Source organism: Niallia endozanthoxylica (genome assembly GCF_008710145.1).
GTDB classification, from domain to species: domain Bacteria; phylum Bacillota; class Bacilli; order Bacillales; family Cytobacillaceae; genus Bacillus_BD; species Bacillus_BD endozanthoxylica.
In genome coordinates this window covers 1-12,827 of the sequence record NZ_VYKL01000063.1, presented here as the reverse complement: position 1 = coordinate 12,827, position 12,827 = coordinate 1, and the positions used below count along the sequence as shown (strand labels likewise).

At 40.5% G+C, this 12,827-nt stretch carries 14 protein-coding genes; 6 read left to right on the top strand and 8 right to left on the bottom strand.

Annotation, left to right across the window (positions count from 1 at the left end; translation table 11 throughout):
- Window positions 1–167 precede the first annotated feature (167 nt).
- Together F4V44_RS25985 and F4V44_RS25980 are read left to right on the top strand one after the other, a co-directional pair.
- Complete coding sequence (locus F4V44_RS25985; RefSeq protein ID WP_150442877.1) at window positions 168–830, top strand: hypothetical protein; 663 nt, start codon at window positions 168–170, stop codon at window positions 828–830.
- Between the two features lie 12 nt (window positions 831–842).
- Window positions 843–2,039 carry an efflux RND transporter periplasmic adaptor subunit gene (locus tag F4V44_RS25980; RefSeq protein ID WP_150442876.1) on the top strand — a complete coding sequence of 399 codons (1,197 nt, stop codon included), beginning with the start codon at window positions 843–845 and terminating at the stop codon, window positions 2,037–2,039.
- A gap of 150 nt (window positions 2,040–2,189) precedes the next feature.
- On the opposite strand, the gene F4V44_RS25975 is transcribed toward F4V44_RS25980, so the two are convergent.
- Window positions 2,190–3,305 carry a mechanosensitive ion channel family protein gene (locus F4V44_RS25975; RefSeq protein ID WP_150442875.1) on the bottom strand — a complete coding sequence of 372 codons (1,116 nt, stop codon included), beginning with the start codon at window positions 3,303–3,305 and terminating at the stop codon, window positions 2,190–2,192.
- A gap of 277 nt (window positions 3,306–3,582) precedes the next feature.
- Here F4V44_RS25975 and F4V44_RS25970 point away from each other — a divergent pair, with 277 nt between their 5' ends.
- Both F4V44_RS25970 and F4V44_RS25965 read left to right on the top strand, forming a co-directional pair.
- Window positions 3,583–4,464 (top strand): LysR family transcriptional regulator, encoded by an 882-nt coding sequence (locus tag F4V44_RS25970; protein WP_150442874.1) that lies wholly within the window; start codon window positions 3,583–3,585, stop codon window positions 4,462–4,464.
- 129 nt (window positions 4,465–4,593) lie between these two features.
- A complete protein-coding gene (locus F4V44_RS25965) occupies window positions 4,594–5,658 on the top strand; it encodes a branched-chain amino acid aminotransferase (RefSeq protein ID WP_191090871.1) in 1,065 nt (354 codons plus the stop codon).
- Between the two features lie 689 nt (window positions 5,659–6,347).
- Here F4V44_RS25965 and F4V44_RS25960 read toward each other — a convergent pair.
- The 4 genes from F4V44_RS25960 to F4V44_RS25945 form a co-directional block, all read right to left on the bottom strand.
- Window positions 6,348–6,725, bottom strand: coding sequence for a VOC family protein (locus F4V44_RS25960; RefSeq protein WP_150442873.1), 378 nt, complete (start codon window positions 6,723–6,725; stop codon window positions 6,348–6,350).
- Between the two features lie 164 nt (window positions 6,726–6,889).
- Window positions 6,890–7,258: a DUF4363 family protein gene (locus F4V44_RS25955; RefSeq protein ID WP_150442872.1), complete on the bottom strand. Its 369-nt coding sequence runs from the start codon at window positions 7,256–7,258 to the stop codon at window positions 6,890–6,892.
- 12 nt (window positions 7,259–7,270) lie between these two features.
- Window positions 7,271–7,999, bottom strand: a complete 729-nt coding sequence (locus tag F4V44_RS25950; protein ID WP_150442871.1) for a DUF421 domain-containing protein — start codon at window positions 7,997–7,999, stop codon at window positions 7,271–7,273.
- A gap of 72 nt (window positions 8,000–8,071) precedes the next feature.
- A complete protein-coding gene (locus F4V44_RS25945; protein WP_150442870.1) occupies window positions 8,072–8,656 on the bottom strand; it encodes a DUF421 domain-containing protein in 585 nt (194 codons plus the stop codon).
- A 156-nt stretch (window positions 8,657–8,812) separates the two neighbouring features.
- Between F4V44_RS25945 and F4V44_RS25940 the strand changes: the two genes are divergently transcribed.
- Window positions 8,813–9,496, top strand: coding sequence for a DUF421 domain-containing protein (locus tag F4V44_RS25940; protein WP_150442879.1), 684 nt, complete (start codon window positions 8,813–8,815; stop codon window positions 9,494–9,496).
- 88 nt (window positions 9,497–9,584) lie between these two features.
- Here F4V44_RS25940 and F4V44_RS25935 read toward each other — a convergent pair whose 3' ends face one another.
- The 3 genes from F4V44_RS25935 to F4V44_RS25925 form a co-directional block, all read right to left on the bottom strand.
- Window positions 9,585–10,244, bottom strand: a complete 660-nt coding sequence (locus F4V44_RS25935; RefSeq protein WP_150442869.1) for a carboxymuconolactone decarboxylase family protein — start codon at window positions 10,242–10,244, stop codon at window positions 9,585–9,587.
- A 340-nt stretch (window positions 10,245–10,584) separates the two neighbouring features.
- Window positions 10,585–11,070 (bottom strand): hypothetical protein, encoded by a 486-nt coding sequence (locus F4V44_RS25930; RefSeq protein WP_150442868.1) that lies wholly within the window; start codon window positions 11,068–11,070, stop codon window positions 10,585–10,587.
- A 222-nt stretch (window positions 11,071–11,292) separates the two neighbouring features.
- On the bottom strand, window positions 11,293–11,955 hold the full coding sequence (locus F4V44_RS25925) for a nitroreductase family protein (protein WP_396897520.1): 663 nt from the start codon (window positions 11,953–11,955) through the stop codon (window positions 11,293–11,295).
- 297 nt (window positions 11,956–12,252) lie between these two features.
- Between F4V44_RS25925 and F4V44_RS25920 the strand changes: the two genes are divergently transcribed.
- The gene (locus tag F4V44_RS25920; RefSeq protein WP_150442867.1) at window positions 12,253–12,675 is read left to right on the top strand and encodes a hypothetical protein; all 423 of its coding nucleotides are present in this window, start codon (window positions 12,253–12,255) and stop codon (window positions 12,673–12,675) included.
- Window positions 12,676–12,827: the final 152 nt, after the last annotated feature.

Sequence of the window (12,827 nt, the reverse complement as noted above, 5' to 3'; positions counted from 1 at the left end):
TCACACAGACGTTGCCACAAATGTGGCGTTCTTAGTCTGTGATTCCACAAATGGACCTTTACGGGCAGTTAATCCCCACCTATGTTCTTTTTTATACGCAGAATCTTGAGGTGGGGGTCTTACTGCCCGTTAAGAGTGGGATAAAGTTGAGCTATGGGAGTTGAACAATGATGTATTATATACGGCTTTTCAAGGGGATACGAGAGCCTTATGTACAAGCGCAGCAATTAATGAAAGCCGAAAAAGCAGGAGGATTCTGGGGGAAGGCAATCCTGCTGCTTGTCATAACGTTTCTACTAGCAGTAGTTTCGTCCTTTTTTGGAATTGGCAATGAAATCATGTCAAAGGAACTGCATAACCGCTCCAATACAGATTTCGAAGCTATTAAATTATTATTTGCAGGAGGCCAAATCATCTGGTCCATGCTGCAAGCGATTATTATTCTTATCATACCATCGCTCTTTTTCTGGGCACTTTCAGATATCGAATGGAAGAAATTCATCTCTGTTCAATTCTATGTTTTAACGATTCTGTTAATTGGGAAGATTGTCGCAATGCCATTTACCGTTTTCATCGGATTGCCGGACATCTCTAATCCATTTTCACTAGGCGTTATCGGACAATATCTGACATCCCATAACCTAATCCTGCAATTTTTGGGAGGCATCACGATTTTTAACATCTGGGCCATGATTCTGCAATACAAATATGTCAAAGTCCTGTTAGAACGCTCTCGACTGCTGACTGCCTTATTTGTGATTGGCTTCAATCTCATTATGTTGGGCATATCTATATTTTTACAAATCATGGATCTTGAAAAATTGCTATAGGGAGTGGTCTGTGTGAAATGGATATCAAAAATCATCATCGGCGCTGCAATTCTTTTTGTCGCCGTGAATCTATATTTACTTTTTAAAGAAAACAGTAAAGTTGCTCGTTCCTTATATGTACCAGAGTGGACGACGGCGAAAGAACAAAACATACAAAAAACAATGAAAACCGAAGGGGTCACCACACCACTTGAAGAACAGTCTATCTACTATGACGAACGAAAAGGCAGCTTTGAAGGCTTTATGGTGAAAAAAGGGGAAGAGGTGACATCCGGTAAGACGCTATTCTACTATTCAACGGAATCTTATGAGGACGCGATTGCTGTGCTGAAGTCTGAGCGCGACAGCTTAGAGAATCAGCTGGAGGCACTTGAGGATAAATGGGATGACCTAAACGATATCAATTATGATACAACCCGCTCGGTGCTAGACGATGAGCTGTTAATCAACGATTATTCCGTTGAAATCGATTTATATCAAACAGAGGTTGAAATCAATCGCTTAGAAAGCGAAATAGAGAAGTACGATGAGCAGATTGCTTCGCTTGATAGAAAACTGCCGCAGCTGGAGGAAATCAGTGACATGAACGGCGTGGTAAAGAACATCAACCACGATCTTTCCAACCCTGTTATTACCATTATTTCAAAGGAAAGCATGGTAAAAGGAATGCTTTCGGAAAAAGAACAATCTAAGATTAAGCCAGGCATGGAAGTAACCGTCTCTTTGAAAGGCAGCAATAAATCATATAAAGGCAGTATCCAGGAAGTCTCTCATTTCCCGGAAAACGAGCCAAAGGTGAAGAAGGAGAGCCAATATCCATTCACCATCGTTCTCGATAAAAGAATCGATAATCTTGCCCACGGTACACATGTGAATGTCAAAATTGTAAGGAAGGAAGTACTAGACGCTATCACCGTTCCATATGACAGCATCAAGAAAAGCGGCAAAACAAAGCATGTCTATGTCCTTGAAAATGGCAAGGTTCAAAAGAAAAAGGTAACAACGGGCCTTCATGTAAATAGCGTTCAGCAGATTAAAAAAGGCCTGAAAGAAGGAGAAGTGCTCAGCATGGAGCCTCTTTCATACAGCAAAGGTACACCAACCTTCTACACGCCATTACAAGTGAAAAAGTGGGAAAAAGATATGTACCAAAATATCCGCAAAAAAGAAATGCTCAAGCAACTAGGCAAAGGCTTCCTATCCTTCTAACGGTGTCAGGCACCGAACAAAGACACTTGCCCGATCAAGTTGGCTTTGAGGGAGTATAGATAGATTAAAGTCCATCCTAGGTGGACAAAATCTCTACAAAAAAATCAAGACCTTCAAAGTGAAGGTCTTGATTTTTTTTCATCTATTCTCTTAATCGACAGAACCCATCGTTTGGAGTAACTCATCTGATTGCGGGGTAACATAGACCGTTCGGCTTGGGAAGGCGACTTCTACTTCTTCTTCCTCTAATATCTCCATAATAGCTAAGTTGATCTCATGTTTGATTCTTAGGTGCTCTGCCCAAACCGTCGTATTAGTAAAGAAATATAACAGGATATCCAGGCTGCTCTCATTATAATGATCAAAGGCCACCATGATTGTATCCGGATGAACTTCCTCGTGCTTCTTCAACATAGATTCAATTCGGGCAACCACTCTTTGAATCTGTGCTTTGGATGTTTTATAGTTAATTCCTAGGTGGAATGTGATCCGTCTTTTCCCCATTCGGCTCCAGTTGGTAATCGGTTCATTCGCAAGGGTTGAATTGGGTACAGTCACGAGTGCCTGACTGAAGGTCCGAATTTTGGTGCTTCTGAAATTAATATCTTCTACTGTCCCCTCGACACTAGGTGTAAGAATCCAGTCTCCAATGGAAAACGGTTTTTCTGTGACAATGACGATTCCGCCAATCAGATTTCCGACCGCTTCTTTTGCCGCTAAAGCAAACGCCAATCCCCCTAAGCCAAGACCTGCGACTAATCCGTTGACATCATAATCAAATTCCTGGCCAATAATACTGATGCTGATGGCAATAATGATGACGCGGATGGTTCTCGAAATAAATGGGAGAAGAATTAAATCAATCTTATTATTCATCTTTTTGTTTACACTGATTAAAATCCCCGTAGTAGGTGATGACAGATTAAACAATCCCCATGTAATGAGAACAATAATCATGGAACGCAAGAATTTTAAAAATAATGCATTATGCTGTTCAATAAAAGGGAAGTAATCCATAGCTACATACAAGCCGATAATAATAAACGCCCAGCTTAAAGGACGTTCAAAGCTTAAACAGATTTGGGTTAGAAATTCTGTTGGTGTTTTCTTTGCCAATTTGACAATCAACTGAAAGACATACTTTGTAAATAGGTTTCGAAACAGAATAAATAAAAGCAAAACCCCTATAGAGATTCCTAAATTTTTTAACGTGTCATAATCAAGCCCCGCCGGTAAAAAAGACAGGACAGTTGAACCAAAAACCATGATGATAATACCTTCCTTCTTTCTTTATATAATACGTATTTAATGGAAAAATAGATGCTTAGGAAGCAAGATAAAACCAACAAACATCTAACCTATTCTGTTTTCACATTCTCATATCATAACTTGATAGACAAGAGATTTGAATACATCAATAGTCATGGATTATATGTGAATGTATGGAAAAAGAATGAAGAGCAGATTTTCATTTGCGTTTTTACGTCGTTTAATAAATGATATAAGCAGATAAAGGGATCCAATCATTAAAGGAGTTTATAAAATGGATATTCAACACCTTAAATATTTTGTTGAAGTGGGCAAACAAAAGAATTTTACAAAGGCATCGCAAATTTTACATGTATCGCAGCCTTCCATCAGTAAGATGGTAAAAAATCTTGAAGATGAACTAAAGGTGAAATTATTGGATCGTTCAGAAAGGGAAATTGAACTGACGGATGCAGGGGTCATCGTCTATGAACAAGCGTTAAAGGTCCTGCAGTCAGTAGAAGACATCTATTCCTATGTGGATGAGCTCGTTGATGTAAAAAGAGGAAATATCAACATGGGATTAATGCCTACAATAGGTGTATTGCTTTTTCCTACCATCCTTGCGGGATTTAAAAAGCAATATCCGCAAATAGATATCTCTATGACGGAAGGCAGTGCCAAACAATTAGAACATCGAGTCAAACAAGGAAGTATTGATTTAGCCATCACGGTCAGGCCTGTGAACTCTGAGCTTTTTGAAAGTATTCCTCTGCTATCTGAAGAGCTGGTTGTCATTGTCGATAGCGAACATAGGCTGGCAGGGAAAGAGTCATTGTGTTTATCCGAGCTGAAGGACGAATCGTTTATCCTGTTAACAGAAGATTATGTCCTGCATGATGTGGTGGAGCAGGCATGTAGAGAGTCGGGATTTGAACCGCATGTGGCCTATCAAAGTTCACTATGGGATATCATTGGGGAAATGGTCGCAGCACAGTTAGGGATTTCCCTTATTCCCAGGTCGATGGTGAGCCGGTTTAATAATCGGAAATTACAAGCAATCTCTATCTCCGAACCACAAGTCGCATGGGATGTAGTACTTATTTATAGAAAAAATAAATATCTTTCCTATGCAGCTCGAGAGCTCATTGAATATATCCAGTCCCATCAGCTGTAAAACTCTATAACTTTATCGCATAGTTTCTATAGCTTTTATATATTTTACGAATCATAATCCCCTGAGTAAAATGAGTAATAATTCATTACTACTTTTAGGAATATTCATAAAACAATGGGGGCTATAGGGATGCTTGAAATCAAAACAGAAAGAACAACAAATAAAAAAAATCAACCGGATGTAGATAAGCTGGGTTTTGGACAGTTTTTTACCGATCATATGTTTATCATGGACTATACAGAAGATAAGGGATGGAAGGATCCGCGAATTATCCCTTATCAACCGCTTAGCTTAGACCCAGCAGCAAAGGTGTTCCACTACGGCCAAACGGTATTTGAAGGGCTTAAAGCGTATTTTAATGTAGATAAAAGGGTTCAATTATTCCGTCCCGATAGCAATTTCAAACGATTAAATGCTTCGAATGAACGGTTATGCATTCCTGCTATAGATGAGGAGCTTGCATTAGAAGCGCTTAAGAAATTGATTCGTGTGGACTGTGACTGGGTGCCGGCTGCACCAGGGACGTCTTTATATATCCGTCCTTTTATTATTGCAACAGACCCATGTTTAGGGGTGGCTCCTTCGAAGAATTATCAATTTATCATGATTATGTCTCCGGTAGGCTCTTACTACAAAGAAGGCATGAAACCAATTAAAATACTAGTGGAGCAGAATTATGTGCGTGCGGTTGCCGGGGGAACAGGTGCAGCGAAAACAGGCGGAAATTATGCAGCCAGCCTGAAAGGACAAGAAATAGCAAGCAAAGATGGGTATTCTCAAACCTTATGGTTAGATGGAAAAGAAAAACGTTTCGTGGAAGAGGTTGGCAGCATGAACGTCTTCTTCAAAATCAATGGAACGGTTGTAACACCTGAATTAAATGGGAGTATCCTTCCAGGTATCACACGAGATTCAATCATTCAACTATTAAAATCAAAAAATATTCCAATCGAAGAACGCCGAATATCAATAGATGAGGTTGTAGAGGCTTTCCATAATGGAACGTTAGAAGAGGCCTTTGGTACAGGAACAGCCGCAGTTATTTCACCGATTGGCGAGTTAAATTGGCTGGGGGAAAAAGTCATCCTTAATAACGGGGAAATCGGCGAAACCGCCCAAATGCTTTATAATCATTTAACAGGCATCCAAAATGGCTCACTTGAGGATCCTTTTAACTGGACAGTCACACTATAAATAGAAAAAATGGATGGAATTATACTAACGGGTTCTCTTTAAAGGTGTAAAACAGTAAATCGCACGGCAAATAGGGGGCGAAATCCCAGTGATTCTCATACCCTATTTTTTGTTGATGTATCAATGTTTTATAGTCATTCAGCATATAAAATCACACGATAAATGACTGAGTAAATCACCACTTGCGACTAGCTATTCTCTATCTGATTATTTGATTGCTAATATAGAGGTGAATGACTATGTTACATGTTGACCTTATTGTGTTTGAAAAATAGACGGAAACATTCCGTTTAAATGGAGAAATATTGATATTTGCCTCGGAATAAAGGGAGTTTTTCCGTTTATCTTATCCAAATCTTTGGATTTTGCTTTATTTAGAAGAGTTAATCGGAAATTCTCCGCTTATATCTTCTTCTTAAGCCTCCACTCTATACATTAGACGGAAATTCTCCGCTTATGATTTTATACCTTTAAAGAAATATAAAAAGTATGGCGATTCCTTTACGAATGGGTACCGACCCCCGAAAGTTAGAGTGAAAATCTAACTTTCGGGGGTAAGCACCATGACCACGCTTTTTTGTAAGCTATTTAATCTGTTTTTTCACTTTTTATACTTCAAAAGAGAACCCGTTAGAATTATACACACCATCCATTTTTCTTTGAAAGCAAAAGAACCGACCCCGTTCTTCCTACTTTTTCTCTACTACAGCAAAATAATTTTCTTCATTATCGGCAAAATTGAATACCCGTCCTTGGGGCATCTCAACAATATCTCCAACCGTAATATTTTTACCCTTAAAATCAGCATAAAGCTGATCCAGCTCCTTCGTGAAGAACATCAAGGAAGGAGTCTCGAGATTCATACCAGGTGAAAACTTAGCTACCAATTCCTTGTCATGCAGAACAATGCTTGTTTGAGCATTCTCTGACGGGGCGATCACAAACCATTTCATTGGCCCGCTTTCCTGCTCGGAAATAACGGAAAACCCCGCTTTTTCCGTCCAAAAGGATAACGACTCCTCTTGGTTATTCACATACAGCATAATTTGCCCCACAATATCAATCATATATCACTTCTCCTTTTTCATCGTTTCGTACCCAATTTATTATAATCTGATTTTTCAGAATAATACAAGGAGAAATAAGAATGCAGTGTCGCCTCCAAGATTGGAAAATGAGACAAAAAGCTAATCACTTCCTTACCGATGAAGTGACTAGCTCTTATCTCATTTTATTTTTCCAATTGATCCCATACATGTTGTGCCTCACTCAGCTCTGCCATGGCTCCTGCTTTCTCCTTAACGGTCACAAAGCCTTTTGTTTTCTCGATTGTCTGATCAAACATATTCACTTCATTTCGTTCCACACTAAATTGAATCCGTTTGACGACCGTTTCAAATGCCTTATTCACCTTGGCAAGGTTTTTGGACGCCTCTTCCCAGTTTTCGGATTGAATGTTCTCGCTTGCGGCGTTCAAATAGCGGACCACATCATCCTCTTTGGAAAAAGGCTGCTTCAAAAATACCGCTGAATGCATAATCAAAACAAATATACCTATTAAAAGAAAGGGAATAATCCGATAGAGAAAAAACTCCTTCATACTATTTCTCCTTTACCTCAGCCCATTGTAATCGCTAATATCAACGTATTTCTTTAAGTTGTCCCGGTATCCGTCGATAAATAAATCTCCCGTTGGTGCTAGGACAGCAAGAAACACTTGGGAAGGGGACTGATAGCCAAAAGCTTGAAGCTGGTTGTCCAGCCAATGGCGATCATGATTCACAAACGTCAAATTTTGTTCAACCACTTCTCCGTCATAAATCAATTCTGTGCCCAATCCTTTATAGGGAGTCGTAATCTTTAAATCCTCTGCCGTGACAGGAAGGTACTGGCTTTTCTTTAAAACCGACAGTTTCCCATCCCGCTCAAGAATGGCATATTCTACCTCGTTGATATCAAATGTCCCTGCTTCTCGAAGCTGTTCCTGAAGGTCCGAAATCTGATAGCGAAGTTTGTGCATGACGTCCTCCATGATTTTTCCATTCATAATCACAATGACCGGCTCCTCGTCTAAATAAATGGAAGCCTTACGCCATTTGAGTGTTACTTTTTGCAGAAAAAAAACCATAAGGGCCCAAGCTGCCAACCCAACCCAATGGGTCCATGACCGGCTCGTTAAATCTGTGGTTAAGTTTGCCGCAATCGAACCAATCGTAATGCCCAAAATATAATCAAAAAAGGTGATTTGGCTTACCTGCTGTTTCCCTAACATTCGCGCAAAAATCAATAAGGAACCAAAGGAAATCACCGATCGCACCAAAACAACCGCAGCTTCATTCATCGAAGCGTCACTCCATATCTGGCAGAATTTTGAACGGAACGCGGCACCTGTCTCTGCGTCCTAACGGCAATATTATTGAAGATACTTAGGATGTTCTTGTCTGTGCTGCTCTTGAACCACTTCAGAAAAAATATCTGTATTCTGTTGCAGACTGGAAGGCGGAGTTGGATTGAGTAACATCGGCATGAGCCTTTTAAATTCTCCGACGGTTAACGGCTGCGCATCCGGCATCAGCTCATAGCCTAACTGGCCATTCGGTTCCAAGGTTGCCGTTTTCACATGCTGAATACTCGTGATACCCTGCTGTCTGAGCCGCATTTCTAATTGATCGGCCGTCATTCGCAGCTTGCGTAAATTGTCCGTATCAAGGGAGCCATTTTGAATAACGACTTTTGATTTTCCGGTGATAAATTTTTCAACGGCATTAAATTTTATCTGAAGATATTCAAGTGTAATTAATGCAGCAATGAAAATAGCGGCTGCAACGATTGTTCTCCAGACACTTGTTTCGACAATAGGCTGAATGATAATCGATCCAATGGAAATCATCACAACCGTTTGTGCAAGTGTCATTTGCGAAATCGACTTTCTACCGGCCACCCGAAGCAGCAAAATCCCAGTCAAAATGAGAAGGAGGGATTCCCATACAAAATTCATTGTAAAAAACTCCTTTAACCTATCCATATTGTATAAAGATAGTTTAGGCAGTTTTTTACACTTTATTCTGCTTCATAAATGTACCTACTGCTAATAACTAATTACATTTTGGAAAAAATAAAGGCAATCATGGGATGGATTGGAGTTTTTCGATTGATAAAAGGCGTCCATTTAACTGTTGAACTGGTTATGGGTTTTTTCCTGTTGTTTTTGATTGTGAAAGTTGTTGGGAGAAAAATCATCAACCAATTTACACCGTTTACGTTTATTTCCGCAGTCGTGCTGGGCGAATTGCTTGGAAACGCTCTGTATGATGAAAAAATAGGACTTGGTTACATTATTTATTCCATGTTCTTATGGGGGTTTTTATTATTGCTCGTAGAATCTCTCGGCCAAAAATCATTATTTTTCCGCGGGATGTTTGAAGGAAAGCCTGTGGCGCTCATTAAAAATGGGACGGTCGACCGCGAAGCGCTGAGAAAAAGCCGCATGAACATCAATCAACTGCAAAGCCTGCTGCGGCAAAGCGAGACCTTTTCGATTCGCGAGGTTGCCTTTTGTTACCTCGAGGCAAACGGGTCTATCAGCATCTTAAAAAAGCCCAGGTACCAAAAAACAACGCTGGAGGATTTTAATCTGCTCGGGAAGCCCGCCTATGTCCCGGTAACGTTGATTCGTGATGGGAAGGTCCTATGGGATGAAGTGAAGGATTTGGGATTTGATGAAACGTGGCTAAAAAGCCAGCTCTTAACGAAGAGTGTTTCGGATTATAAGGATGTTTTTCTAGCAGAGTGGTTAGAAGGGGATGGGATTTTTGTTCAGACCCATTCGTGGGCGTAGGGATAGGATCATTTTGAAGGGAGCTTTCCATATGAGTCAGAGCCGTAGGGACAGATTGAAGCTGTCCCCATTGGTTCACCCCTCAACATTACTCTTCCTCTCGGTAGCTTTGAATCATATTGGCCATGTGAACGTAAGCTCCGCCTGCGCGAACAACGGAAGTGACCATGATGGCTTCAGCGAGTTCCTCATTCGTTGCGCCCAATTGCTCCGCTTTTTTCGTATGAACATCAATGCAATAGGGACATTGAGTGGCGTTGGCAACAGCTACAGCAATAATTTCCTTGAATTTGGCACTTAAGTTCCCGACTTTTACAGCCGCAGCACTAAATGCTTGATAACCGCTAAAGCCTTCAGGTGTCAATGTTTCCAATTGCCCTACATGTTGCAGGTTGGAACGGGAGTAGAGTACATCTGATGCATCTTTCTGTTTGGTATGATGCACATGTGTACTGTGTGTGATAGCCCCGCCAGCTTCAACTGCAACAGTGACAAATACAGCTTCAGCTAATTCTTCTAATGTCGCTCCCGCTTTTTTCGCTGCTTTTGTATGAAAATCAATACAATAAGGACACTCTGTTACATGCGTAATCGCAACCGCAATCAATTCCTTTTCTCTTTTCGACAAAGCCCCTTCTGAAAAAACCGCTGCGCTAAAGTCCCGATAGGTTTTCATTTGTTCTGGTACAAGACTTTTTAACTGCGATAAATTTTTAATATATTCCTTTGCATATAAATCGCTCGACATATGTAAAAACTCCTTTTTTGATTCCATGCATGATTTTTATAAAACATGTTGAAACAAATAAGTTTCGTCATTTAGTATTTCTTCATTGATTACTCTTTATCCTAACGTCGAAAGATCCGCAGTTCCAGTGCTGCTTGATTTTCATGATGATGTATGAAGTCAGCAGCAGGGCAAGCTTTTAGGAAGTCATATTATAACGTTTCACTAACTTTAATTAGCTTTATCATTAAAGGCAAAAAGGAGAGGAATCACTTTAGATTCACTCTCCCTTTTACTTTGGAATGCAGGCACTGCCTGATGATGTGAGTCATGCTGCCGACCTTCTAGCTCACCAATTCCACTACTTACTATACAATTCTTTATAAGCAATCACTTTTAAAGCCGTCATTTCTTCTTCTGTAAATTCCGTCGATAAAGTATCGATTGCTTCTTGCTTTGAAAGGGTTCCATCTTGAACATCTTTTGCCATACCGGTTAATTTAGTCATACCAACCCGGTCTACTACTACTTTCATTGCTTCTTCTTTTGTGTCAAAAGGAAGCGGCTCTGCTTTTGCTGCAGGCGTTTCATTATTTTCTGATTCTGTTAGGTCAGTCGTGCTTCCCTCGAGATACTGCTGTATTTCAGGAGAGTTCTCTACTTCTTTTATAAAGGCTTCAAGTTCAGGATCGTTTTTAACCATCGCTTTTACTTCTTCCATTTTTCCGGAATTCTCCATTTCCTCAGAAACCTTATCAATGGCATAATCTACTCCGAACTGATAAACACCAAAACCAATGGCCGCTAAAATAACCACAGGAATCAAAATCCACTTCACAAACCTCATTTTATATTCTCCTTACCCATTTCTATTAACATACATCTATTCTATCATAATGAGAGTGTCTGTTTCCTCATACAGTGGTCACCATTTCTGCAGATTCCTGGCAGTTGTATACACATGGGTAAAAAGAAGCTCTCTTGCAGTATTCGATGGATTACGGGATTAGAACATGGTTAAAAGGGGAGAGGCCATTCAGCCCTTCCCCTGATTAAAAAATAACTTCATTTATGCCCAACTAGTCACCGTCTCCACCGGTAAGCGGTAAGAAGGATAGCCTTCATTTGCGGCTTTCCCCATCGATATCAGCATAACCGGAACATATCGTTCCTTATCCAGCCCGAATGCTTCGGCAATCTTATCCTTTTCATAGCCGCCAATGGGATTCGTATCATATCCACGGGCACGCGCAACCAGCATCAGCTGCATGCAGACAAGACCTGAGTCAATCAGCACTAAATCCCGCATATCCCGCTCCGGCATATTTTCATAACCAGGCTTGAAAGCGGCGAGCAGCTGTTCCTTGACATCTTGTGGCATATAGCCGAGCTCCACTTGCTTCGAGTAGATTTCATCTGCATATTCCACACTTTTCATATCGCCAAAAACAGCAACCACCGCAGAAGAAGTAGACACCTGCGTCTGATTGAACATGGCAAGCTTCGCTAGCTTTTCTTTGCCTTCCGGCGATTCAATGACGACAAAGCGCCAAGGCTGCATATTAACCGAAGACGGAGCGCGGGTGGCCTCTTCCAAGATTTCAGCCATTTCCTCCCGGCTGATTTTGACAGAAGAATCATAACTTTTAACAGAGCGGCGCCCCAGGACAATTTGGTAAAAATCATTTTGATTCAAGGCTTGTTCATTTTCCATGAGTTTAGTCTGAGTCATATTTTCACTACCCCTTAGAAATGTAGTAGCTGCACTGAATGGCTAACTTCTCATCTAGTATGCGCACTTCTTCAAAATCAAAAGCACGAAACATTTTCCTAATGATGGAGGAAAACTTCGCAATAGAGTAACGCGTTAAAACACTGGGGGACAGTCCCCTGATGGAGTAACGCATTAAAGCACTGGGGGACAGTCCCCCAATAGAGTAACGTACTAAAGCAAAAGAAGTATTTGTCGGCTATGGCTATTGGCATTTGCCTAAAATTTGCATACATATATACAAATGAGGTGGATGATGTGTATAGGCAATCAGAAACGAAAAATCAACCAAAGGAAAGCAGCAAGAATGATAATAAGGAATTGATTGTACAGCTTGAAAAACAAGTTTCCATATCCATTTGGATCCAAACTATTGGAAAAATTATGGAGGCGTTATATCTAACTGAACTTTTACGACAAAGTGAGGAAATTGGAACGGACCCATATGAAAATCAAATTGTACAAGGAGTTTGGATTCAAACCATTGGTCAATTCTTAGAAGCGGTTGGTGTAACAAAGGAAGTCTTATCTAGTGAGAATCCAGGTCAGTTAGAAGGAGCAACATTGGCAAATATCGGGGACTGGATACAAGGAATTGGTGCCATTTATGAAGCACACGCCGGTAGACAAGTAATTGCCGAAGAACGAGAACAAGGGGTATCCAATCTATTTGTCCCATAAACGCGCTAAAGCGCTGGGGGACAGTCCCCCAATAGGGTAATGCGTTAAAGCACCGGGGGACAGTCCTGAACTGCACCCCAATTGTTAGACATAAAAACTAACAATGGGAGGTGCATTTATTTATGAAGAAATATTTTAAGAAATATTCTTTA